Source organism: Pseudomonas sp. XK-1 (assembly GCF_038069885.1).
In the GTDB taxonomy this organism is placed as follows: Bacteria; Pseudomonadota; Gammaproteobacteria; order Pseudomonadales; family Pseudomonadaceae; genus Aquipseudomonas.
The window spans coordinates 62,462-85,694 of sequence record NZ_JBBPES010000006.1; the positions used below are offsets into that span (position 1 = coordinate 62,462).

The following is a 23,233-nucleotide window of genomic DNA, read 5'->3' on the forward strand; positions in this document are numbered from 1 at the left end:
TGACCGGCGGGGCGCAATAGCCCCCCCCGGTGGGCTGGGCGCGCCGCGAAGCGAGTGTGGCGTGCGGCTAGGATTCTCATAGCAATCCTAGCCGCACAACGATATGGCGACACTATGAATTACATCCTCTACGCCGTGCCTTTTTTCTTTGCGCTGATCGCCCTGGAACTGCTGGTCGATCGCTGGCGCGGGGTCAGCAATTACCGTCTGGCCGACGCCATCAACAGCCTTAGTGCCGGCGTGCTGTCGACCACCGCGGGGTTGCTGACCCGCGCCGTCGGACTGGTTATCTATACTCTGGCCTGGCAGCAGCTGGCGCTGTTCGAACTGTCCGCCGAAGCGCTCTGGGTCTGGCTGCTGGCCTTTGTCTTCTACGACTTCTGCTACTACTGGAACCATCGCCTGGGCCACGAGCGCAATGTGCTCTGGGCGGCCCACTCGGTGCATCACCAGAGCGAGGACTACAACCTCTCCACCGCCCTGCGCCAGACCAGTACCGGGTTTATCTTCGGCTGGATCTTCTATCTGCCCATGGCTCTGGCCGGCGTGCCGCCGCTGGTGTTCCTGACGGTGGCGGCGCTCAACCTGCTTTACCAGTTCTGGGTGCATACCCGGCATATTCCCAAGCTGGGCTGGTTCGAGTGGCTGTTTGTCTCGCCGTCCAACCACCGCGTGCACCATGCGCAGAATGCTGTGTATATGGATCGCAATTACGGCGGTGTGTTCATTCTCTGGGACCGGTTGTTTGGCACCTTCCAGGAAGAGCTGGACGCAGAACCGGTGATCTTCGGTGTGACCACGCCGCTGGCCAGCTGGAATCCGCTGTGGGCCAATGCGCAGTTCTATGTGGCGCTATGGCGCGATGCGCGCCGCGCCGAATCCTGGTGGGACAGGCTGCGCATCTGGTTTATGCCCACCGGTTGGCGGCCGGCCGATGTGGCGGCCAGGTACCCGCAGGCCAAGCCGGATCTCAGCCAGTTCGTCAAATTCGAGGTGCCGCTGGGGCGTGCTCAGCAACTCTATGCGGTGGCTCAGTTCAGTCTCTATGTGCTCGCCGGCACCGGCCTGCTGGCCCTGGCTGCCGAGCTGAGCGCGGCGGCGCTGTTACTGGGCCTGGCATGGATGGCCGGTGGCCTGTACGTGATCGGCACCTGGCTGGAGAACCGCCCAACGGCTAGGCGTCTGGAGCTGTTGCGTCTGGCGCTCAACCTGCCGGCGGCCTGGCTGGCGCTGCAACTCGGCCTGTTGCCGGAACTGCCGCTGCTCTGGCCGTTGCTGCTGAGCTACAGCCTGCTCAGTCTGGTGGCGTTGTACTGCACGCCGGGTGAACGGAGCTCGGTAACGGCCTGAGCTTGACGTATTGAGTGCGGCCCGCAAGGGGCCGTACTGCTGAAATAAAGGCGCTACCCACGGCGTGCCGCACTATGCCGCGATTTTTTCCCCCGCTATCCTGAGCCTGCTTGCGGCAAGCGGTCGCAGCGCTGTCGTGTGCTGTCATACTTTGGTCATAATGGCCGCTTATAACTGTCACACTCGCCCGTCGATCCGGGCTCTGGAGTCTGTCGTGAGCTTTACCCCCGCCAATCGCCTGTTTCCCGCCACTCGCCTGCGTCGTAACCGCCGTGATGATTTCTCCCGACGCCTGGTGCGGGAAAACCGCCTGAGTGTCGATGACCTGATTCTGCCGGTATTCGTTCTCGACGGCGAAAATCGCCGCGAAGCCATTGCCTCGATGCCGGGCGTCGAGCGCCTGTCCATCGACCTGCTGTTGCAGGAAGCGGAGAAGTGGGTGGCCCTGGGCATTCCCGCCCTGGCGCTGTTCCCGGTGACGCCACTGGAGAAAAAATCCCTGCTCGGCGAGGAGGCCTGGAATCCGGAGGGCATCGCCCAGCGCGCGATTCGCGCCCTGCGCGGCAAGTTCCCCGAACTGGGGGTGATCAGCGACGTGGCCCTCGACCCCTTTACCACCCATGGTCAGGACGGCATCCTCGACGAAGATGGCTATGTGCAGAACGACATCACCGTCGATGCCCTGGTCAAGCAGGCGCTGTCCCATGCCGCCGCCGGTGCCCAGGTGGTCGCACCCTCGGACATGATGGACGGCCGCGTGCAGGCGATTCGCGAGGCTCTGGAACTGGCCGATCACAGCAATGTGCGGATCATGGCCTACTCGGCCAAGTACGCCAGCGCCTACTACGGCCCGTTCCGCGACGCGGTGGGCTCGGCTGCCAACCTGGGCAAGGCCAACAAGGCCAGCTACCAGATGGACCCGGCCAACGGCGACGAAGCCCTGCATGAAGTGGCCGCCGATCTGGCCGAAGGCGCGGACATGGTCATGGTCAAGCCGGGCATGCCTTATCTGGACATCCTCTGGCGGGTCAAGGCGGAATTCAAGGTGCCGACCTTTGTCTATCAGGTCAGTGGCGAGTACGCCATGCATATGGCCGCCATCCAGAACGGCTGGCTGGGCGAGGCAGTGATCCTCGAATCACTGACCGCCTTCAAACGCGCGGGTGCCGATGGCATCCTGACTTATTTCGCCGTACGTGCGGCAGAACTGCTCAAACAGGGGCAATGACGCCCCCGGGACATTTGTGATGAACACCGAAGGACTCAGTAACAGCGAATTGCAGGACGCCCAGCCGGTTGTCGATGAGGCCGTGGCCGCGGAGGCCCCGCCAGTCGAGGTGGTGGTACCGGTAGCGCCACCCATACCGCCGTCGCCGCCCATGGTGATTCCGAGCCTGGACGACAGCAGCCTGTATATCCACCGCGAGCTGTCGCAGCTGAAGTTCAATATCCGCGTGCTGGAGCAGGCGCTGGACGAGTCCTATCCGTTGCTGGAGCGTCTGAAGTTCCTGCTGATCTTCTCCAGCAACCTCGATGAGTTCTTCGAGATCCGCGTCGCCGGGCTGAAGAAGCAGATCAACTTCGCCCGCGAACAGGCCGGGGCCGATGGCCTGCAGCCGCACCAGGCGCTTGCGCGGGTGGCCGAGCTGGCTCACGAGCAGGTTGAGCGGCAGTACGCGATTCTCAACGACACCCTGTTCCCGGCGCTGGCCAAGTACAACGTCAACTTTATCCGTCGGCGTTTCTGGACCACCAAGCTCAAGGCCTGGGTGCGCCGCTATTTCCGCGACGAGATTGCGCCGATCATCACACCCATCGGCCTCGATCCAACGCATCCGTTCCCGCTGCTGGTGAACAAGAGCCTGAACTTTATCGTCGAGCTGGAAGGCATCGACGCCTTCGGCCGCGATTCCGGTCTGGCGATCATCCCGGCCCCGCGCCTGTTGCCGCGCATCATCAAGGTGCCGGAAGAGGTTGGCGGCCCCGGCGACAACTTCGTGTTCCTCTCCTCGATGATCCACGCCCACGCCGACGATCTGTTCCAGGGCATGAAGGTCAAGGGTTGCTACCAGTTCCGCCTGACCCGCAACGCCGACCTGTCGGTCGACACCGAAGACGTCGAAGACCTGGCCCGTGCCCTGCGCGGTGAGCTGTTCTCGCGGCGCTATGGCGATGCGGTGCGCCTGGAGGTGGTGGACACTTGCCCACGGCCGCTGCTCGATTACCTGCTCAAGCAGTTCAATCTCAGCGAGAGCGAGCTGTACCGGGTCAACGGCCCGGTCAACCTGACCCGGCTGTTCAGTATCACTGGCCTGGAAAGTCACCCGGAGCTGCAATACAAGCCCTTCACCCCGGTGATCCCCAAGCTGCTGCAGAACGCCGAGAACATCTTCAGCGTGGTCAGCAAGCAGGACATCCTCCTGCTGCATCCCTTCGAGTCTTTTACCCCGGTGGTCGACCTGCTGCGTCAGGCGGCGAAAGACCCGCACGTGCTGGCGATCAAGCAGACCCTGTACCGCAGCGGGGCCAACTCGGAAATCGTCGACGCCCTGGTGGAAGCCGCGCGCAACGGCAAGGAGGTCACCGCGGTGATCGAGTTGCGTGCGCGTTTCGATGAAGAGTCAAACCTGGCGCTGGCCAGCCGCTTGCAGGCTGCCGGTGCGGTGGTGATCTACGGTGTGGTGGGCTACAAGACCCACGCCAAGATGATGCTGATTTTGCGCCGCGAGAGCGGCGATATCGTCCGTTACGCGCACCTCGGTACCGGCAACTACCATGCCGGCAACGCCAGGCTGTACACCGACTACAGCCTGCTCACCGCCGATGTGGCGCTGTGCGAAGACGTGTCCAAGCTGTTCAGCCAGCTGATCGGCATGGGCAAGACCCTGCGCATGAAGAAGCTGCTGCACGCGCCCTTCACCCTGAAAAAGACCCTGCTCGATATGATCGCCAAGGAGACCGCCCTGGCGGCCGACGGCAAGCCGGCGCATATCATCGCCAAGTTCAACTCGCTGACCGATCCGAAGATCATCCGCGCGCTGTACAAGGCCAGCCAGACGGGTGTGAAGATCGACCTGGTGGTGCGCGGCATGTGCTGCCTGCGTCCGGGTATTGCCGGTGTGTCGCACAATATTCAGGTGCGTTCGATCATCGGCCGCTTCCTCGAGCACACCCGGGTGTTCTACTTCCTCAATGGCGGCGAAGAGAAGATCTACCTGTCCAGCGCCGACTGGATGGAGCGCAACCTCGACAAGCGCGTCGAGACCTGCTTCCCGGTGGAAGGCAAGAAGCTGATCCTGCGGGTGAAGAAGGAGCTGGAGGCTTACCTGACCGATAACACCCACGCCTGGCTGCTGCAGCCGGATGGGCGCTATGTGCGTCTGCAGCCCACCGGTAACCAGAACCCGCGCAGCGCCCAGGCCGGGCTGCTGGAAAAGCTGACCGTACCGCTGGTCAGCGCACGCTAAGCTCGATATCGATGCGCTTGAGCCATTCCGCTTCCTGGGTGAAGTCCGCCTGGGTCAGCGGGTTGGCGGCCAGCCAGTCCTGCGGAAAGGCAATTTCCAGACTCTGCTGACTGGCCTTTAGCTGCACCTGGGGCATTTCCTGGGTCCCACGGATATGGTGGAACAGGATGGCGAAGCGCAGCAGCACGCACAGGCGCATCAGCTTGAGGCCTTCCTCGCCGAACGCGGCGAACTTGTCCTTGGGAATATTGCGTCGATGGCCGCGCACCAGGAGCGCGAGCATCTGCTGATCCTGGCGCGAGAAACCCGACAGGTCGGAGTGCTCGACCAGATAGGCACCGTGCTTGTGGTACTGGTAGTGGGCGATATCCAGGCCGACTTCATGCACCTTGGCCGCCCAGCTGAGCAGCTCACGGTGCCAGTCGTCGTTCAGCGCCCAGTCGTCCGCGACCTTGTCGAGGGCCGAGAGCGCCTTGCTTTCCACCCGCGCCGCCTGTTCCAGATCGACGTGATAACGCTCCATAAGCGAGCTGAGGGTGCGTTCGCGCACGTCCTCATGCTGATGGCGGCCGAGCAGGTCGTAGAGTACGCCTTCGCGTAGCGCCCCTTCGGAATGGCTCATGCGCTGGATATCGCAGGCATCGAAGATGGCTTCGAGAATCGCCAGGCCAGCGGGGAAGATACCGCGGCGATCCGGCTTGATACCGTCGAGGTCGAGTTTTTCAGCCTCACCGATCTTGAATATTTTGCGTTTCAGCCAGGCCAGCCCTTCGGCATTGACCTCGCCGCCGCCGAGACCGGCGGCCTGAATGGTCAGGCCGATGGCCTTGATGGTGCCCGAGGCCCCCACCGCATCTTCCCAGCCGAGGCGGCGCAGGCCGTGCTCGATACCCATGATCTCCAGGCGCGCCGCGGTGTAGGCCTGGGCGTAGCGTGCCGGGGTGATCTTGCCGTCCTTGAAGAAACGCTGGGTAAAGCTGACGCAGCCCATCTGCAGGCTTTCGCGCAGCAGCGGCTCGAAGCGCTGGCCGATGACGAACTCGGTGCTGCCACCGCCGATATCGGCGACCAGGCGTTTGCCCGGGGTGTCGGCGATGCTGTGGGAGACGCCGAGATAGATCAGGCGCGCTTCTTCGCGCCCGGAGATGACTTCAACCGGATGGCCGAGGATCTCTTCGGCACGGCGGATAAAGTCACCACGGTTGCGCGCCTCGCGCAGGGCATTGGTGCCGACGATGCGCACCGCGCCCTCGGGCAGGCTGGCGGTCAGCTGGGCAAAGCGGCGCAGGCAGTCGAGCCCGCGCTGCATGGCCTCTTCGCTGAGCAGACGCTGCTCGTCGATTCCGGCGGCCAGTTGCACCTTATCGCCGAGGCGTTCGAGGATGCGGATCTCGCCATGGTCGGCTTTGGCCAGCACCATATGGAAGCTGTTGGAGCCCAGGTCGATGGCTGCAATCAAGGGGAAGGACTCGGCAGGGGTATGCGGCATGACGGAGACATCTCGATGCGGAACCCGGCCATCCTGCCACGATAGCCCGGCCTCGCCAACGCATACTGATGTCGCAGGCCCTGCGGGTGTCCCTGAAAAAGCCGCGCCGCCCTGCTGCGGGCTGCTGCTCAAGGTGCAAGTCGGCCGTTCGTCGCGGGCGCATCACGCTTAGCTGAACGCGCCCTCCTGCGGGTAAAAGAGCGGATTTACAGGTTGACCGAGCCGATAAACTGACGCAATTCCGCAGTCTGCGGTTCGGCGAACAGCCGCTTGGGATCGCCGACCTCATGCACCTTGCCCTGGTGCATAAACACCAGCTTGTCGCCGACCTCGCGGGCGAAGCGCATTTCGTGGGTGACCATGATCAGGGTCATGCCCTCGCTGGCCAGTTGCTTGACCACCGCCAGCACCTCGTTGACCAGCTCCGGGTCGAGCGCCGAGGTGATCTCGTCGCACAGCAGCACCCGGGGCGACATGGCCAGGGCGCGGGCGATCGCCACGCGCTGCTGCTGGCCGCCAGACAAACGCTCCGGGTAGGCGTCGAACTTCTCGCCCAGGCCGACTCGCTCGAGCATCTGCCGCGCCAGTTGCTGCGCGTCGTCGCGGCCCATCTTCTTGACCACCTGGGGTGCCAGCATGATGTTCTCGCCTACCGTCAGGTGGGGGAACAGGTTGAACTGCTGAAACACCATGCCGACCTTCTGCCGCAGGCTGCGCAGATCCGCGCGGGCAGCGTCGATATAGTCGCCGTCGACCTCGATAACCCCGTCGTTGATCGATTCCAGGCCGTTGAGGGTGCGCAGCAATGTGCTTTTGCCCGAACCGCTGCGGCCGATGATGGCAACCACTTCGCCTTCCTCGACCGTCAGATCGATGCCCTTGAGCACATGGTTGTCGCCGTAGTACTTGTGCAGGGCGGTGACGTTAAGCAGTGACATTCAGCCTCCTTTCCAGGCGGTATGCGGCAAGCGACAGGGGGTAGCAGAGCAGGAAGTAACCGAGCGCCACCAGGCCGTAGACCATGAATGGCTCGAAGGTGGCGTTGGCCAGCATGCCGCCGGTCTTGGTCAGTTCGGTAAAACCGATGATCGAGGTCACCGCGGTGCCTTTCACCACCTGCACCGAGAAACCCACGGTGGGGGCGATGGCGATGCGCATGGCCTGCGGCAGCACCACGTGACGCAGCACCTCGAGGCGAGTCATGGCCAGGCTTTCGGCGGCTTCCCACTGGCCGTGGCTGATCGACTCGACGCAGCCACGCCAGATCTCGGCGAGAAAGGCGCTGGTGAACAGGGTCAGGGCGACGGCTGCGGCCAGCCAGGGCGACACGTCGACACCGAGCAGGGCGATGCCGAAGAACACCATAAACAGCTGCATCAGCAGGGGTGTGCCCTGGAACAGCTCGATATAGCCGCGCGCCAGAACCCGCAGCGCCTGCAGCCGTGAAATCCGCGCCAGCAGGAGCAGCAATCCAGCCACGCCGCCGCAGGCGAAGGCCACCAGCGACAGCAGCAGGGTCCACTGCAGACCCACCAGCAGGTTGCGCAGGATGTCCCAGAAGGTGAAGTCCATCAGCGGCCTCCGACAACAAAGCGGCGGCCAACCCAGGCCAGCAGCTGGCGGATCAGGATCGCCATGGCCAGATAGAGCAGGGTGGTCACCAGGTAGGTTTCAAAGGCGCGGAAGTTGCGCGACTGGATAAAGTTGGCGGCGAACGACAGCTCTTCGGTGGAAATCTGCGAACACACCGCCGAGCCGAGCATGACAATGATGATCTGGCTCGACAGCGCCGGCCACACCTTGGCCAGGGCCGGGCGCAGCACCACGTGGCGGAATATCTCGATACGGTTCATGGCCAGGGCCGCCGCCGCCTCCAGTTGGCCGCCGGGGATGGCCTGAATGCCGGCGCGGATGATCTCGGTGGAGTAGGCCCCCAGGTTGATCACCATCGCCAGCGCCGCCGCCTCCCACTCATTCATCCGCACGCCCAGGGCCGGCAGACCGAAGAAGATAAAGAACAGCTGAACGATAAAGGGTGTATTGCGGATCAGTTCGACATACAGGCCAAACAGCTGGCTGAAGGGTTTGATCCGCCAGGCGCGCAGCACCGCACCGATGATGCCCAGACCGACCCCCAGCAGTGTGCCGACGGCGGTCAGGCTCAGGGTGAAGAACGCGCCTTGCAGCAACAGGTCGGCGTTGGCCAACACCGGAAGAAAATCGAACTGGTACGCCATCGCGCGCCTCCTGTCTCTGTGCCCTTACAAGCCGGCCGGCAGCGGCTGCTTCAGCCATTTCTCGCTGATCGCATTGAGGCTGCCGTCGGCCTTGGCGCTGGCGATGATCGCGTTGACCTTGGTCAGCAGCGCCGCCTCGTTCTTGTTCAGGCCGACATAGGTGGGCGAATCCTTGAGGTTTATCTTCATCAGCGGCACACGCTTGGGGTTGCGCTCGGCGATGGCGGCCATCACCACGTTGCCGCTGGCAATCAGGTCGACCTGGCCGGAGAGGTAGGCGGCGATGGTCGAGTTGTTGTCCTCGAAGCGCTTGAGCGTCGCACCCTTGGGGGCCACCTTGCTCAGCTCGATATCTTCCACCGCGCCGCGGGTCACGCTGATGGTCTTGCCTTCCAGGTCGGCGAGGCTGCTCACAGCGGCATCTTCCGGGCCGAATACGCCGAGGTAGAAGGGTGCGTAGGCGCTGGAGAAGTCGATCACCGCTTCGCGCTCGGGGTTCTTGCCCAGGCTGGAGATCACCAGGTCGACCTTACCGGTGGTAAGGAACGGGATGCGGTTGGTGCTGTTGACCGGAGTCAGTTCCAGTTTCACCGCCAGCTGGTCGGCCAGTAGCTGGGCGGTGTCGATATCCAGGCCGCGCGGCTGCATGTCCGGGCCAATCGAGCCGAAGGGCGGAAAGTCCTGCGGCACGGCGACTTTCAGCACGCCGCGCTCGGTGATATCGCTAAGGCCGTCGGCAAAGGCACTGGGCAGGCTCAGGGCCAGACCGGCGATGAACAGGTTGAGTAGGTGGCGCTGAATCTTGTGCATGGCATGCTCCCGGCAGTTATGTGAAAACCTATAGGTTTGGCTGGTTTTCAGATTGCATTGCCCATGCCAATTCCATTTGATTCATGCACTTAGGCTGATTGCTTTTGTAAAACAAGGTCTTACTGGTATGAACAGTTATAAAGCTGACTGGCCGGTCAATCCGGGCGCTGCGCCATTCGGGTGCAGGGCCGTGAAATAGGCCTCAAAACGGCGCAATGCTTGCCTGCAAGGCCGCTCCGGCCTTACAAAGAGCACCTTTACTGGACCGACCGGCCTGAACAGTCATGAATGCTCCCGCTCCCCGTGCCGTCCCCGAATACGCCCTGCAGGCGATCCGCAAGTTGATCGCCGACGAGGACTACCGCCCGGGCGACGCCCTGCCTTCGCAGCGCGACCTGGCCGAGCGCCTGGGGGTCAGCCGCACCTCCCTGCGTGAGGCGCTGTCATCCCTGAGTGCCCTGGGCATGATCAGCGTGCAGCCTGGCAAGGGCGTGTTCGTTCAGGCCACCTCCGCCCAGGCGGCGGCCCCCACGGGCTTCTCCTGGCCCTTCGCCGAACAGGTGTCGGCCGCCGATACCTTTCAATTGCGCTTCGCCCTGGAAGGTTTCGCCTGCGGCCTGGCGGCGGCCACCCTGACAGCGGCCGAGCTGGATGCCCTGCAGGACAATGTCGAGCAGATGCGTCTGGCCCTGCGCGGCGGTGATTTCGAGGGGGCTTCACGCCTGGATTTCGACTTTCATCGGCGCATCCTGCTGGCCAGTGGCAATCAGGCCATGTGCGGCATCGTCACCTCCAGTGCGGATATATTTCTGGAAAGCCAGAAGCTACCGTTTATCCGCCCGGAGCGCGCAATGGAGACCTGGCAGGAGCATCGCAAGATCCTCAAGGCCCTGGGTCGGCACGCCTCGGGCCCGGCGCAGAAGGCCATGCAGCAGCATATCCGTGCGGCGGCCTTGCGCACCGGCATCGCTTTTGTCACCCTCGGCGACTAGCTTCGGGGTAAATTCTTTGCGAGCCCATAGATAGGCTCAATTGCGCCCGCCTTCCTGTGCCGGGAAAGCCGGGCTATGATGTCGCCATCTTTTGCTTCCGAACACGGAGACTTCCATGAGCGAATTCATCACCAATGTCAGCGACGCCAGTTTCGACCAGGACGTCATTCAGGCCGAGGGTCCGGTGCTGGTCGACTACTGGGCTGAGTGGTGCGGTCCGTGCAAGATGATTGCCCCCGTACTCGATGAGATCGCCCAGACCTACCAGGGCAAGCTGAAAGTCTGCAAGCTGAACATCGACGAAAACCAGGACACTCCGCCCAAGTACGGCGTGCGTGGTATCCCGACCCTGATGCTGTTCAAGAACGGCAATGTCGAAGCCACCAAGGTCGGCGCGCTGTCCAAGTCGCAGCTGGCGGCCTTCCTCGACAGCAATATCTAAGCAACTGTGCTGCCGAATAAGCCCCGCAAATAGCGGGGTTTTTTTCTGCCTGGGTGCTGGACGTGCCGCTAAAACCGGTGTTACATTCGGCCTCGCTGCATTTCCTATGCCGCCCCCTGCAAGCCGTCGTCGACGCATTCCTACGCGAATACCTTCGAAGCACGCTAGCGATCCAATCGCCTTTATAGCGGCACGGCTTCCCAAGCTGAATAGCTTATTCCCCCTCCTTCATGATTACGTCATTCCCTATGAATCTGACCGAACTCAAGCAAAAGCCGATCACCGAACTGCTGGAACTCGCCGAACAGATGGGCCTGGAAAACATGGCCCGTTCGCGCAAGCAGGACGTGATTTTCTCGCTGTTGAAAAAACACGCTAAAAGCGGTGAGGAAATCTCCGGTGATGGCGTGCTGGAGATTCTCCAGGACGGTTTCGGCTTTCTCCGCTCCGCGGATGCCTCGTACCTCGCTGGCCCCGACGACATCTATGTCTCGCCGAGCCAGATCCGCCGCTTCAACCTGCGTACCGGCGACACCATTGTCGGCAAGATCCGTCCGCCGAAAGAAGGCGAGCGCTATTTTGCCCTGCTCAAAGTTGACACCATCAACTACGATCGCCCGGAAAACGCCAAGAACAAGATTCTGTTCGAAAACCTGACGCCGCTGTTCCCCACCAAGCGTCTGGTCATGGAAGCCGGTAACGGCTCCACCGAAGACATCACCGGCCGCGTCATCGACCTCTGCGCGCCGATCGGCAAGGGCCAGCGCGGCCTGATCGTCGCGCCGCCGAAGGCCGGCAAGACCATCATGCTGCAGAACATTGCGGCCAACATCACCCGCAATAACCCCGAGTGCCACCTGATCGTTCTGCTGATCGACGAGCGCCCGGAAGAAGTGACCGAAATGCAGCGCACCGTGCGCGGCGAAGTGGTCGCCTCGACCTTCGATGAGCCGCCGACCCGCCACGTGCAGGTCGCCGAAATGGTCATCGAGAAGGCCAAACGCCTGGTCGAGCACAAGAAGGACGTGGTCATTCTGCTCGATTCCATCACTCGCCTGGCGCGTGCCTACAACACCGTGATCCCGAGCTCCGGCAAGGTGCTTACTGGTGGTGTCGACGCCCACGCCCTGGAGAAGCCGAAACGCTTCTTCGGCGCGGCGCGTAACATCGAGGAAGGCGGTTCGCTGACCATCATCGCCACCGCGCTGGTGGAAACCGGCTCGAAGATGGACGAAGTGATCTACGAGGAATTCAAGGGTACCGGCAACATGGAGCTGCCCCTGGACCGTCGTATCGCCGAGAAGCGCGTATTCCCCGCGATCAACATCAACCGCTCCGGCACCCGCCGCGAAGAGTTGCTGACTGCCGAAGACGAGCTGCAGCGCATGTGGATTCTGCGCAAGCTGCTGCATCCGATGGACGAAATTGCCGCCATCGAATTCCTGATCGACAAGCTGAAAGCGACTAAGACGAACGAAGAGTTCTTTATGTCGATGAAGCGTAAGTAAGGCGTTCCTCGCCCTACAGCAAAGGCCGGGGAAACCCGGCTTTTGTGCATCTGGACGTTGCTTCATCCTTCTGAAAGACCGAGTTCGGCGCTAAACTTTGCGCCCTTATTTGGCCCGCTCGACACGAGGCTTGAACATGCAGTATCGCGACCTGCGCGACTTTATCCGCGGTCTGGAACAGCGCGGCGAACTCAAGCGCATCCAGGTGCCGGTTTCCCCTGTGCTGGAAATGACCGAGGTCTGTGACCGTACCCTGCGTAAGGGCGGCCCGGCGCTGCTGTTCGAGAACCCCACGGGCTTCGACATGCCGGTGCTCGGCAATCTGTTCGGCACGCCCAAGCGCGTGGCCTTGGGCATGGGCGCGGAAGAGGTCAGCGAGCTGCGGGAGATCGGCAAGCTGCTGGCCTTTCTGAAAGAGCCGGAGCCGCCGAAAGGCCTGAAAGACGCCTGGAGCAAGCTGCCGATCTTCCGCAAGGTGCTGGCCATGGCCCCCAAGGTGCTGAAGGATGCGCCCTGCCAGGAAGTGATAGAGGAAGGCGACGACGTCGACCTCGGCAAACTGCCGGTGCAGACCTGCTGGCCCGGCGATGTCGGCCCGCTGATCACCTGGGGCCTGACCATCACCAAGGGCCCGAACAAGGAGCGGCAGAACCTCGGCATCTATCGCCAGCAGGTGATCGGCCGCAACAAGTTGATCATGCGCTGGCTCAGCCACCGCGGCGGTGCCCTGGATTTTCGTGAGTGGTGCCAGAAGTACCCGGATCGCCCCTACCCGGTGTGCGTCGCCCTGGGTGCCGACCCGGCGACCATTCTCGGTGCGGTCACCCCGGTGCCCGATACTTTGTCCGAATATGCCTTCGCCGGCCTGCTGCGCGGTCACCGTACCGAGCTGGTCAAGGCCCGTGGCAGCGACCTGCAGGTGCCGGCCAGTGCTGAAATCGTGCTGGAGGGGGTCATTCATCCGGGCGAAACCGCACCGGAAGGCCCGTACGGCGACCACACCGGTTACTACAACGAAGTCGATACCTTCCCGGTGTTTACCGTCGAACGCATCACCCGTCGGCAAAAGCCGATCTACCACAGCACCTACACCGGCCGTCCGCCCGATGAGCCGGCGATCCTCGGCGTGGCGCTTAACGAAGTCTTCGTGCCGATCCTGCAGAAGCAGTTTCCGGAGATCACTGACTTCTATCTGCCGCCGGAAGGTTGTTCCTACCGCCTGGCGGTGGTGACCATCAAGAAGCAGTACCCCGGCCACGCCAAGCGGGTAATGCTCGGTGTCTGGTCGTTTTTGCGACAGTTTATGTACACCAAGTTCGTCATAGTCACCGACGACGATATCAACGCACGGGACTGGAATGACGTGATCTGGGCCATTACCACGCGCATGGACCCCAAGCGCGACACGGTGCTGATCGACAATACGCCGATCGACTACCTCGACTTCGCCTCACCAATCTCCGGCCTGGGCTCGAAGATGGGCCTGGACGCCACCCATAAATGGCCGGGCGAGACCACGCGCGAGTGGGGCCGGGCTATCGTTCAGGATGAGGCGGTCAAGCAGCGCGTCGATGCGCTCTGGTCTGAGTTGGGAATCGATTGATGAAAGTCACCCTGAATCCTTCGGGTGCTGTGCTTGAAGTACGGATCGGCGAGCGCATTCTCGATGCCGCGCGACGGCTGGGCTACGACTGCCCGCAGAGCTGTCGCAATGGCAATTGCCATATCTGCGCGGCGCTGCTGGTGGAGGGCCGGGTGCAGCAGGGCGCGAGCACGTTGGACCATGGCGAACTGTTCACCTGCCTGGCCGAGCCGCTGCAGGACTGTGTGCTGCACTGGGATGGCGTGCTGGCCCCCGGCGAGCTGCCGGTGCGCGAACTGGCCTGTCAGATTGTCGCGTGCGACGAGCTGGGCGGCGACGTGTTCCGCCTGCTTCTCAACGCCCCGGCCGGCAAGGTGCCGCGCTACCACGCCGGCCAGTACCTGCTGCTGCAGCGTGAGGATGACGACTACGCAGCCTTTTCCCTGGCCTCGGCCCCCCACCGTGGACGGGAGCTGGAGCTGCATATCCTGGCCCGTGACGAGGGCACCGCGAAGCTGATCGCCCAGCTGCGCAGCCAGGGCCTGGCGCGGGTAAAGATGCCCTTCGGCGATACTCACCTGGCCGAGCTGCCGGATGGCCCGCTGGTGCTGATTGCGGCCGGTACCGGCATGGCGCAGATGCACAGCCTGATTGAGCACTGTCGCGCTGCTGGCTTTAGCCATCCGGTGCACCTGTACTGGGGCGCGCGCCGACCGGAGGACTTTTACGCACTGGAGCACTGGGCGCAGTGGCAGCAGGTACCCAATCTGTTTCTGCATCAGGTGGTCAGCGAGCAGTGCGGCTGGCAAGGCCGCTGCGGCCTGCTGCATGAGGCCGTGCGCGAAGATTTTGCCGACCTCAAGGCGCTGCACCTGTACGCCAGTGGCTCGCCAGCCATGGTTTACGCCACCCTGGATGCCCTGGTGGATGCCGGCATGGACGCCCACCAGATGCGCGCCGACGTGTTCGCCTACGCGCCGCGGGGCTGAATAAAAGAAGCCGCTCTGGGGCGGCTTCGTAGGCTGGATCAGGCTTCACCGATCCACCAATCTGGGCGTGCGTGGTGGATGAATAAGGCATCATCCACCCTACATTTACCGCACCTGCACCACCACCTTGCCCACGGCCTTGCGCTGGCCCAGGGTGTCGATGGCTTCTCCGGCTTTTTCCAGCGGGAAGATCTGCGACACCAGCGGCTTGAGCTTGCCTTCGGCGTGCCAGGCGAACAGCTGCTGGAAGTTGGCCGCGTTGTCCTGAGGCTGGCGCTGGGCGAAGGAGCCCCAGAACACCCCGACCACAGCCGCGCCCTTGAGCAGGGCGAGGTTGACCGGCAGCTCGGGGATACGCCCGCTGGCGAAGCCCACCACCAGCAGGCGACCGTTCCAGGCGATGCTGCGGATGGCCGCATCGAACAGGTCACCACCGACCGGGTCGTAGATCACGTCCGCACCCTGGCCGCCGGTCAGGCGTTTGACTTCTTCCTTGAGGCTGCCTTCGCTGTAGTTGATCAGCTCGTCGGCACCCGCCGCGCGGGCTACTTCCAGTTTCTCGGCGCTGCTTGCCGCGGCGATCACCTTGGCACCCATGGCCTTGCCGATTTCCACCGCCGCCAGGCCGACGCCGCCGGACGCACCGAGCACCAGCAGGGTTTCCCCCGGTTGCAGATTGGCGCGCTGCTTGAGGGCGTGCATCGAGGTGCCGTAGGTCATGCCGAAGGCGGCGGCGCTGGCAAAGTCCATGCTCGCCGGGATCGGCATGACGTTATAGCCGGGTACCGCCACTTCTTCGGCAAAACTGCCCCAGCCGGTCAGGGCCATGACCCGGTCGCCGACTTTCAGGTGGCTGACTTTCTCGCCCACCGCGCTGACCACGCCGGCTGCTTCGCCACCAGGAGAGAACGGGAAGGGCGGCTTGAACTGGTATTTGCCTTCGATGATCAGGGTGTCGGGAAAGTTGACCCCGGCCGCATGGACTTGCAGGAGCACTTCGTTCTTCTTCGCTTCGGGGCTGGCGACTTCTTCCAGGACCAGGGTTTCGGCGGGGCCGAAGGCTTTGCACAGCACGGCTTTCATCGGGCGATTCCTCTAGGGGTGATGGGATTGCAGTGTAGGGGGGCATGGGTCGCGGTCAACGAGCATGCCTGCTCCTGATGGCCTTGCATAAGCATAGGGCTTGGGCCTGGCCGCCGCTGTGGCTATGCTAGGAGCTGCTAGCCGTACCGGCCCCTTGAGGAATACACCGTGAAAGTCTGGATCGCATTGCTGATGGCCCTGTCCCTGCCGTTGTTGGCGCAGGCCGAGGAGGACGAAAAAGCCGAGGGGGAGGTGGTCCCTGTGGTGGCCTATGTTTCCCTGTTCCCGGCCCTGGTGGGCAATTTCGGCACGGGGCCGAAGCTCAAGTTCTTCAAGGCGGATATTTCCCTGCGGGTCGCCAGTGCCGAGGCCGAGGCCGCGGTCAAGCATCACGATCCGCTGATCCGCAATCAGTTGGTGATGCTGTTTTCGGAGCAGACCGAGGCCAGCATGGCGGCGGCCGATTCCAAGGAGTTGCTGCGTCAGCAGGCGCTCAAGCAGGTACAGGATGTGCTCACCGCTGAAGAGGGTAAGCCGCTGGTGGAAGACCTGCTGTTCAATAACCTGATTATTCAGTAGCCCGTACCTGCTGCCATTCGCAGGTGCAATTGCGGCCCTGATGTTTGGCCTGGTAGAGCGCCTGGTCGCTCTGGGCGATCAGCATATAGGGCTGGTTGTCCTGGCTCGGCTCGATACAGGCCAGACCGATGCTCAGGGTTATCCGCCCGAACGGGCTACCCGGGTGGGGGATATTCAGTTCGGCTAGCTGCTGGTGCACCCGGGCGGCGACCAGGGCCCCGCTGTGCAGATCGGCGTTGGCCAGGATGATGGCGAATTCTTCGCCGCCATAGCGACAGGCGGCATCGTCCTCGCGCTGCAGGCAGCGCTGCAACAGTTCGGCGACCTGCTGCAGGACATCGTCGCCGGCCAGGTGGCCGAGCTGGTCGTTATAGGTCTTGAAGTAGTCGATATCCAGCATCAGCAGGGTCAGGGCGGCGTTATGCCGACGCATGCGCCGCCACTCGCTGGCCAGGCGGTTGTCGAAGTAGCGCCGGTTATACAGGCCGGTCAGGCCGTCCTGCTGCGACAGGCGCTGCAGCTGCGCCTCGATCTGCAGGCGCTCGTTGTTATCGCGGGAAACCCCGATCAGGTATTCATGGCCATTGAGGACCATCAGCTGGGCACTGATTTCGGCAGCCTGCAGGCTGCCGTCGCGGCGGCGCATCTGCCGCTGGAATATCTGTGACAGCTTGTCCTGTTGCGCCTGGCGCACGCCTTCCAGCCACTGGTGAAAGCCCGGCAGCAGCTGCTCCGGGTCTTCCTTGAGCAGCTGGCTGAAGGTCTCGGCGCTATAGCCCAGGCTGCTGTACATGGCCTGGTTCATGTGCAGGATGTCGCGGGTCTGTGGGTCGATGATAAACAAGCCGTCGCGGCTGGAGTCGGTCAGGTCGAGCACCAGTTGCAGGCGTTCCCGGCTGTCGCGCAGTACTCGCTCGATCTGTTCGCGCTGGCTGACCTGTTCGTTCAGCTGGCGATTGCTGGTGTGCAGGGCCTGGGCGCGGCGGGCATTTTCAAGGGCCAGGGCGAGGGCGGCGACCAGCAGCAGGCTGATAATCAGGCTGGCACCGAGGACGAATTCGGGCAGTGGCGTACTCAGGCGCTGTACCAGGTGCTCGCTGGGCTTGAGGCGCAGCGCGAAGTTGCTGTTGTTCAGCAGTTGCAGCGCCACCACCTGCTGCAGGTTCTCGACTGTCGGGCCGGGGGTACGTCGGTAGATGGGTTGTCCGGCTTCCAGCAGGGAGGCGCTGAAGTCGCCGTTGTCGAGGTTGCTGAGCAGCTCGTCCATCAGCTGCTCGACGCGAAACACACCCTGTAGAAAGCCGTCGAAGACCGGTTGCTGCTGCGCGTTGGCGATATACAGCGGGGTGTAGAGGATAAAACCGTGGCCACCCTGGACCAGGGCGAAGCTGTTGGAGAAGCGCGGTTCGCCGCTGGCTTTGGCCTGCATCGCCAGGTTGAAGTTGGGGTGGGCCGGGGTCAGGCGGAATTGCTGGGCGGCCTCGTTGCCTTGCAGCGGCTCGACCCAGCGCATGGCGAGGTCGCTACCCAGCCACTGAATGGCCTGGTAACCCTTGAAGTGGCTGAGGGAAAACTGGCTGTCGAGGGTCCATTCGTCCTTGGGGATGCGTCCGCGATGGTTCCATGCCTGGGCCAGGCGCTGCAGGTCGTCGACCTGGTAGATCAGGCTGGCTTCCAGCTGGCGGGCCAGGCTGTGGGCCTGATAGCTCACGCGCTCGGCAATACGCTGCTGTTGCGCGCTCAGCAGTTGTTGCCAGATCAGCAGGCTGGCCAGGCATAGCGCCAGCAGCAGGGCTGCAAGCGCAACGTGCGCCGGCCAGGGCGATGGAGAGCGCTGCGGCATAGACGGCCCCAAAAGGTTCCTCTACCTAATAGCACAGTGCCATTTCAGCGCATAGTGAGGATTGCCGCCCACTCCTGGCTGCTGACGGGCATTACCGACAGGCGGCTGCCTTTTTGTACCAGTGGCAGTTCCAGGAGGGCGCTTTGCGCTTTCAGCTGCGCCAGGGGGATAACCTGCCGGAAGGCCTCGACAAAGGTCACGTCGAGGGCGCTCCAGGGGTTCTTGGCGGCACTGGCCTTGGCATCGAAGTAGTGGCTCTCGGGCTCTAGCGCCGTGGGGTCGGGGTAGTGCGGCGAGGCAATCCGGGCGATGCCGGCGATACCCGGTTGCGGGCAGCTGGAGTGATAGAAGAAGAACAGATCACCCGTTTGCATGCTGCGCATAAAGTTGCGCGCCTGGTAATTGCGCACGCCGTCCCAGCGGGTTTGCCCCAGGCGCTGCAGGTCGTGGATCGAGAGTTCGTCGGGTTCCGACTTCATCAACCAATAAGGCATGAACTTTGCTCCTGTTCGCCAGTCCTTAAGCGGGCAGACCCGGTCGGCGCGACTCAGGCAGTGTCTGTACCGGCCTGGCTGTCAGGCCGCCGCGGGGTTAATAAGAATAAACGCCACGGGTCCACCGTGGGATCATGCCTGCAAGGGGGAGGCATTCCATGAAAAAACGTAAACCTGATGTGTTGTGGGTATTGGTGATTCTGTTCAGCCTGGGGGTGGTCACCACGGGCTATACCCAGAGTCTATGGGAGCGCCAGCCGGACGTGCCAGTCAGTCAGCACGCCGCCGGCTGAGTCAGCCAGGTGCCGCAGGGAGTGCGGCACCATGCACCATTCAGTACCAGGCCCTGTCCGTCACTGTCGCTTGCAGCGGCATATCCCAGCTGGCCATCGCCAGTCGATCCACCTGCTGACATTCGTGAGCCAGACCGAGTAGCGTCGGTTTGTGCCAATTTTTGCGCATTTTCCGGTAGGCCAGGCTGCGGTCATAGAAACCGCCGCCCATGCCCAGGCGTCCGCCGTGGCGATCGAAACCGACCAACGGCAGCAGAATCAGATCCAGCGCCCAGATCTTGCGTTGCCGTGCGTGGTTGCGCCGTGGTTCGGCAATGCCGAAGCGGTTGGGGCGTAGCGTCTCGCCCGCGGTGATGCGTTGAAACACCATCTTGCTCCGCGGCCAGGGGCTGAGAACCGGCAGGTAGGTCGCCTTGCCGCGGCGCTGGGCGGCGCGCAGCAGCGGGCGGGGGTCGATCTCGCCGTCATTGGGCAGGTACAGGGCAATATGTCGGGCGCGGCGGAACAGCGGATGCTGCGCCAGCTGCCGGTGCAGGCCGTGGGCGGCCTTGCGCTGGGCCTGGCGACCGAGCGCGCGCCGTTGCTGGCGCAACCGGCGGCGCAGTTGCGCACGGCTGAGAGAGCTGGATTCGATCATGGTTGCTGGCGCTGACCGTTGCCGCGGAGGGGCAACGGGCTGGAAAGAGTGACTCCCCGACGTGCCGCTGTCGGTTTAGCCCTTGAACCCGAAAGTTCAAGGTGGAGGGTGCAGGAGGCGTTAAGGCTTTCCGTCAGGCGGACATGCACACCGGCCTCAACATGCAACCTCCGGGTTTGTGCGTATCGGCTCAGGGACATCACCAACTGGCGCACACTCCAGGGAGCGGTGGCCAGTATACCCGAAAGCGTCGGCGAATCAGCTGCCGCGTTCATCCGTGTCACTTTCGAGGGCGCGATCGACCCGGTTGAGCAGGCTGCGCACCTGTTCGCTGTTGGCGCTGGCCTGTTGGTCAAGGTGTTGCTGTTTGTGTAACAGGTCGTGGGTGATGTTAAGAGCGGCCATGACCGCGACGCGGTCGGCTCCGATGACTTTGCCGCTCGAGCGAATCTCACGCATCTTGCCGTCCAGGTAACGCGCGGCGTTCTCCAGATTGCTGCGTTCATCGCTCGGGCAGGCGATGCAATATTCTTTGTCCAGGATCTGGACGGTAACCGTATTCGACTGAGTCATTAATCCTGCTCCAGGGCTTTCAGGCGCGAAATCATGGATTCGACCTTGTGCCGGGCCATTTCGTTCTTTTCAATAAGATGGGCGCGTTCCTCGCGCCAAGCCTTTTCATTTGCCAGGAGAGCGCGGTTGTGGGCCTTGAGCTGCTCGACACGCTGGATCAGCAAGTCCAGCTTGGTCGTAAGGGCATGCAGGTCGGCATCTTCCATGGAATCTTCTACTCGTGGGTAAATGAGCGGGACTGACAATCGAAAAATAGCGTCTTTCAGTCGTCTTCGACAGTATCGCAGGCGCTGTCGAAGCGTTTTCTCGCCAACCATTCAAGCCGTAATGCCTGCACATGTAAAACCTTGCGCAGGCCTTTCTGTACGCGGCGCTGGCTGATGATAAGCGCCAGCCGCGAGAGTGTCTGGGTGCGGCGGGCAATGCGGATGTCGGGGTGTTCGCGGATGTTGCGCACCGCGGCCGAAACAACGATGCCGCTGTAGGCCTGGGGTGCGCTGATCTCGACTCGCGGGATGGGCGGTTCCTTTTCATTGAGAATGGCGCGGAATTTCGATGCGTCGATCGCCTGGCTGTAGATCAGGTGTTCAAGGGCATCGAGCTGAGCCTTGGCCTGGGCATCGCCGGGGGCGCATGACTCCAGTTGCGGCATGGGGTAGACGGCTATCTTATAGACCTCGAACGGGTCAAGCACGCTCATGGCCACCGCATCGGTGCGCTGGTTGGTCAGGTGCCGCTTGATACGCGTGCGGATCGACTCTTTGGTCTGGCCAACATAGATAGGTTCATTGTCGTAATCATAGAAGGCATACACGCCCCACTTGTAGTTGCCGAGCTTGAGCGGCCTCTGGGTCAGTGGGTTGATCACTTCCTGGTTGAGAAAATCGTCCAGCAGGCGGCGCAGCTCCCGGGTCTCCAGGGGCAGCTCGTTGGTGGACATGGAGGCTGCGGGGGCGTCCTGAATCACCATGGTCAGCTGTTCGTGCAGGCTCACAGAGCCTCCCGCAGCTGTTGCTGGGCGCGTTGCAGGGGCAGCAGCAGGTGCTGATTGAGGTGCGCCACCACCGCCACCACGACGCCATCGCCGAGCAGGCGATAGGCGTCGTTGTAGTTGGCGGGTAGGCGATAGCTGTCGGCCAGGCCCATCAGCCGCGCGGCCTCGCGGGGGGAAATCAGCCGCGAGCGAATCGACTGGCCGTGCACGATCATGATGGTCTGCCGGCTGGAGCCGCCGGAGGGGGTGCGCAGGCAGCCGGCGATACCGTCGAAGCGCACTTCGGCGCGCTGCAGGTTATTGCGTGTGCGCTTGTAGATGGTGCCCACCTGCAGCCTGCCGAGCTGCTGGGCGGCCAGCACCTTCTGCCGGTTCAGCGGGCTCATCAGCGTCAGTAGCTTCTGCGTTTGCGCCTCGCTGTGCCAGCTCACGCCACTGGGCTCTGCCTCGATGATGTCGTCCAGGGTGTGCATGGGCGTGGCCGGTTCGGCCAGTTTCCACCAGCGCCATTGCTGCTGGACCTTCTTCGCCAGGTTGTTGTGGCAGGCGATCAGCTTTTCCGGGTGCCAGGCCGGCGAAGGGCGCTGGCCGATCAGTTCGGCGGGGAGCTGCAGGGCCTGGTCGACGCAGAGGATAAACAGCCGTGGTCGCGATTGCGGCACGAACTGCACGGCGTCGATCACCAGGGCACCGAACACATAGCCCGCCTCGGCGATGGCCGCGGCGATGGCTTCGAAATCCTTACCCTCGTGGGAGGTCAGGGTGCCGTAGACGTTCTCGATGACGATCATGCCCGGCTTGCGCCCGCCCTGCGCCAGCTCGCGGATCAGCCGCATAAAGCCCCAGAACGAGCCCGAACGCTGGCCGCGCAAGCCGGCACCGTTGCCCGCCAGGGACAGATCCTGGCAGGGGAACGAGGCCCAGGCCAGGTCGGCGTGGCCGGGCAGGTCGTGGCCGTTCAGTGCATTGATGTCGTCGACCCGCAGATGCTCGCCGCCCCAGTTGGCGACATAGGACTCGGCCTTCTTGGCGGAAAAGTCGTTGGCAAAGCTGCAGGTCCATTCTTCGCCAAGGCCTGCGCGGGCCATGCCGCCACCGGCAAAGAATTCATAGAAAAACGGCATGTGACGCTTACCTTGTGCACAGACTGAGGTCGGAACGCGGTGGGCTGGGGCGGATCCGTCGAGCACCTTGAATAGTCTTGGCGCGCTTGCCGGTGCTAGGATACAAGGCCTCCATTCTAGTGATTGCGCAGCTTTGCGCCTAGTTATCTATGCCAACTTCGAATTCTCCGTATGCCGCCTTCGCCGCCCTGCTCAGCAGTAGCGGTCATTCCGTTTCCCCGGCCGAGTTGCACGGCCTGTTGCTCGGGCGCAGCTGCGCCGGTGCCGGTTTTGATATCGAGCCCTGGCTGATCGATGCCGCCGAGCTGCTCGGTACCGCCGCCGAAGACAGCGTGCGCCAGGCCTTGATTGGCTTGCAGGAAATGGTCAAGAACGAGCTGTCGAGCAACGATGTCACAGTGGTGCTGCTGTTGCCCAGCGACGATGCGCCGCTTGGCGAACGCGCTGTGGCGCTGGGACAATGGTGCCAGGGCTTTCTCGGCGGCTTCGGCCTGACCGTGCGCGACAAGGCCCTGAGCGCCGAAGCCATGGAAGTGCTGCAGGATCTGTCGGCCATTGCCCAGGTGCAGAACGCCCTGGAAGAGTCCGAGGACGGCGAGAGCGATTACATGGAAGTGATGGAGTACCTGCGCGTTGCGCCGCTGCTGCTGTTCAGCGAGTGCGCCAAGCCCGAAGCGCCGGCGGCCAAACCTTCGCTGCATTGATTTTTATGTCAGCTCTTTTCATGTAATCGGAAGTGGACCCTAT

24 protein-coding genes and 1 other RNA gene are annotated in these 23,233 nt (G+C 62.9%); 11 read left to right on the forward strand and 14 right to left on the reverse strand.

Going from position 1 to position 23,233, the window contains the following annotated elements:
* Positions 1–114 precede the first annotated feature (114 nt).
* The 3 genes from WMW70_RS16400 (at position 115) to ppk1 (ending at position 4,817) form a co-directional block, all read left to right on the forward strand.
* Positions 115–1,350 (forward strand): sterol desaturase family protein, encoded by a 1,236-nt coding sequence (locus WMW70_RS16400; RefSeq protein ID WP_341438534.1) that lies wholly within the window; start codon positions 115–117, stop codon positions 1,348–1,350.
* Between the two features lie 214 nt (positions 1,351–1,564).
* The gene (gene hemB / locus WMW70_RS16405; RefSeq protein ID WP_341438535.1) at positions 1,565–2,578 is read left to right on the forward strand and encodes a porphobilinogen synthase; all 1,014 of its coding nucleotides are present in this window, start codon (positions 1,565–1,567) and stop codon (positions 2,576–2,578) included.
* A 19-nt stretch (positions 2,579–2,597) separates the two neighbouring features.
* A complete protein-coding gene (gene ppk1 / locus WMW70_RS16410) occupies positions 2,598–4,817 on the forward strand; it encodes a polyphosphate kinase 1 (protein WP_341438536.1) in 2,220 nt (739 codons plus the stop codon).
* Here the strand turns inward: ppk1 and ppx are convergent.
* The 5 genes from ppx to WMW70_RS16435 form a co-directional block, all read right to left on the reverse strand.
* On the reverse strand, positions 4,804–6,306 hold the full coding sequence (ppx, locus tag WMW70_RS16415) for an exopolyphosphatase (protein WP_341438537.1): 1,503 nt from the start codon (positions 6,304–6,306) through the stop codon (positions 4,804–4,806). The genes ppk1 and ppx overlap by 14 nt on opposite strands.
* A gap of 206 nt (positions 6,307–6,512) precedes the next feature.
* Positions 6,513–7,244 carry an amino acid ABC transporter ATP-binding protein gene (locus WMW70_RS16420; protein ID WP_341438539.1) on the reverse strand — a complete coding sequence of 244 codons (732 nt, stop codon included), beginning with the start codon at positions 7,242–7,244 and terminating at the stop codon, positions 6,513–6,515.
* Positions 7,231–7,881 (reverse strand): amino acid ABC transporter permease, encoded by a 651-nt coding sequence (locus tag WMW70_RS16425; RefSeq protein WP_341438797.1) that lies wholly within the window; start codon positions 7,879–7,881, stop codon positions 7,231–7,233. Before WMW70_RS16425 ends, WMW70_RS16420 begins: the two co-directional genes overlap by 14 nt.
* Positions 7,878–8,543, reverse strand: coding sequence for an amino acid ABC transporter permease (locus WMW70_RS16430; RefSeq protein ID WP_341438540.1), 666 nt, complete (start codon positions 8,541–8,543; stop codon positions 7,878–7,880). Before WMW70_RS16430 ends, WMW70_RS16425 begins: the two co-directional genes overlap by 4 nt.
* 24 nt (positions 8,544–8,567) lie before the next feature.
* Positions 8,568–9,353, reverse strand: a complete 786-nt coding sequence (locus WMW70_RS16435; protein WP_341438541.1) for a transporter substrate-binding domain-containing protein — start codon at positions 9,351–9,353, stop codon at positions 8,568–8,570.
* 284 nt (positions 9,354–9,637) lie between these two features.
* Between WMW70_RS16435 and WMW70_RS16440 the strand changes: the two genes are divergently transcribed.
* The 5 genes from WMW70_RS16440 (at position 9,638) to WMW70_RS16460 (ending at position 14,866) form a co-directional block, all read left to right on the forward strand.
* The gene (locus WMW70_RS16440; protein WP_341438542.1) at positions 9,638–10,345 is read left to right on the forward strand and encodes a FadR/GntR family transcriptional regulator; all 708 of its coding nucleotides are present in this window, start codon (positions 9,638–9,640) and stop codon (positions 10,343–10,345) included.
* Between the two features lie 115 nt (positions 10,346–10,460).
* Positions 10,461–10,787 (forward strand): thioredoxin TrxA, encoded by a 327-nt coding sequence (gene trxA / locus WMW70_RS16445; RefSeq protein ID WP_079203790.1) that lies wholly within the window; start codon positions 10,461–10,463, stop codon positions 10,785–10,787.
* Between the two features lie 248 nt (positions 10,788–11,035).
* The gene (gene rho, locus WMW70_RS16450) at positions 11,036–12,295 is read left to right on the forward strand and encodes a transcription termination factor Rho (protein ID WP_341438545.1); all 1,260 of its coding nucleotides are present in this window, start codon (positions 11,036–11,038) and stop codon (positions 12,293–12,295) included.
* Positions 12,296–12,431: 136 nt separating this feature from the next.
* The gene (gene ubiD / locus WMW70_RS16455) at positions 12,432–13,898 is read left to right on the forward strand and encodes a 4-hydroxy-3-polyprenylbenzoate decarboxylase (RefSeq protein WP_341438546.1); all 1,467 of its coding nucleotides are present in this window, start codon (positions 12,432–12,434) and stop codon (positions 13,896–13,898) included.
* The gene (locus WMW70_RS16460; RefSeq protein WP_341438547.1) at positions 13,898–14,866 is read left to right on the forward strand and encodes a CDP-6-deoxy-delta-3,4-glucoseen reductase; all 969 of its coding nucleotides are present in this window, start codon (positions 13,898–13,900) and stop codon (positions 14,864–14,866) included. Before ubiD ends, WMW70_RS16460 begins: the two co-directional genes overlap by 1 nt.
* 105 nt (positions 14,867–14,971) lie before the next feature.
* On the opposite strand, the gene WMW70_RS16465 is transcribed toward WMW70_RS16460, so the two are convergent.
* Positions 14,972–15,949 (reverse strand): NADPH:quinone oxidoreductase family protein, encoded by a 978-nt coding sequence (locus tag WMW70_RS16465; RefSeq protein ID WP_341438548.1) that lies wholly within the window; start codon positions 15,947–15,949, stop codon positions 14,972–14,974.
* Between the two features lie 168 nt (positions 15,950–16,117).
* Here WMW70_RS16465 and WMW70_RS16470 point away from each other — a divergent pair, with 168 nt between their 5' ends.
* Positions 16,118–16,528 carry a flagellar basal body-associated FliL family protein gene (locus tag WMW70_RS16470; RefSeq protein ID WP_341438549.1) on the forward strand — a complete coding sequence of 137 codons (411 nt, stop codon included), beginning with the start codon at positions 16,118–16,120 and terminating at the stop codon, positions 16,526–16,528.
* On the opposite strand, the gene WMW70_RS16475 is transcribed toward WMW70_RS16470, so the two are convergent.
* On the reverse strand, positions 16,518–18,371 hold the full coding sequence (locus WMW70_RS16475; protein ID WP_341438550.1) for a sensor domain-containing diguanylate cyclase: 1,854 nt from the start codon (positions 18,369–18,371) through the stop codon (positions 16,518–16,520). The two genes, WMW70_RS16470 and WMW70_RS16475, sit on opposite strands and share 11 nt — an antisense overlap.
* A gap of 44 nt (positions 18,372–18,415) precedes the next feature.
* Complete coding sequence (locus WMW70_RS16480) at positions 18,416–18,865, reverse strand: EVE domain-containing protein (protein WP_341438551.1); 450 nt, start codon at positions 18,863–18,865, stop codon at positions 18,416–18,418.
* Between the two features lie 158 nt (positions 18,866–19,023).
* Between WMW70_RS16480 and WMW70_RS16485 the strand changes: the two genes are divergently transcribed.
* A complete protein-coding gene (locus WMW70_RS16485) occupies positions 19,024–19,158 on the forward strand; it encodes a hypothetical protein (protein WP_341438552.1) in 135 nt (44 codons plus the stop codon).
* Between the two features lie 40 nt (positions 19,159–19,198).
* On the opposite strand, the gene WMW70_RS16490 is transcribed toward WMW70_RS16485, so the two are convergent.
* From WMW70_RS16490 to WMW70_RS16515, 6 genes are all read right to left on the reverse strand, one after another.
* On the reverse strand, positions 19,199–19,795 hold the full coding sequence (locus WMW70_RS16490) for a 5-formyltetrahydrofolate cyclo-ligase (RefSeq protein ID WP_341438553.1): 597 nt from the start codon (positions 19,793–19,795) through the stop codon (positions 19,199–19,201).
* A gap of 49 nt (positions 19,796–19,844) precedes the next feature.
* Positions 19,845–20,023, reverse strand: a non-coding RNA gene (gene ssrS / locus WMW70_RS16495) — 6S RNA.
* A gap of 30 nt (positions 20,024–20,053) precedes the next feature.
* The gene (locus tag WMW70_RS16500) at positions 20,054–20,368 is read right to left on the reverse strand and encodes a cell division protein ZapA (protein ID WP_341438554.1); all 315 of its coding nucleotides are present in this window, start codon (positions 20,366–20,368) and stop codon (positions 20,054–20,056) included.
* Positions 20,368–20,574, reverse strand: coding sequence for a TIGR02449 family protein (locus tag WMW70_RS16505; RefSeq protein ID WP_325503817.1), 207 nt, complete (start codon positions 20,572–20,574; stop codon positions 20,368–20,370). Before WMW70_RS16505 ends, WMW70_RS16500 begins: the two co-directional genes overlap by 1 nt.
* A 56-nt stretch (positions 20,575–20,630) precedes the next feature.
* Positions 20,631–21,362 (reverse strand): GIY-YIG nuclease family protein, encoded by a 732-nt coding sequence (locus tag WMW70_RS16510; RefSeq protein ID WP_341438555.1) that lies wholly within the window; start codon positions 21,360–21,362, stop codon positions 20,631–20,633.
* Positions 21,359–22,486, reverse strand: a complete 1,128-nt coding sequence (locus WMW70_RS16515; RefSeq protein ID WP_341438556.1) for a DNA cytosine methyltransferase — start codon at positions 22,484–22,486, stop codon at positions 21,359–21,361. Before WMW70_RS16515 ends, WMW70_RS16510 begins: the two co-directional genes overlap by 4 nt.
* 149 nt (positions 22,487–22,635) lie before the next feature.
* On the opposite strand from WMW70_RS16515, the gene WMW70_RS16520 reads away from it, so the two are divergent.
* Positions 22,636–23,190: a YecA/YgfB family protein gene (locus WMW70_RS16520; RefSeq protein ID WP_341438557.1), complete on the forward strand. Its 555-nt coding sequence runs from the start codon at positions 22,636–22,638 to the stop codon at positions 23,188–23,190.
* Positions 23,191–23,233 lie beyond the last annotated feature (43 nt).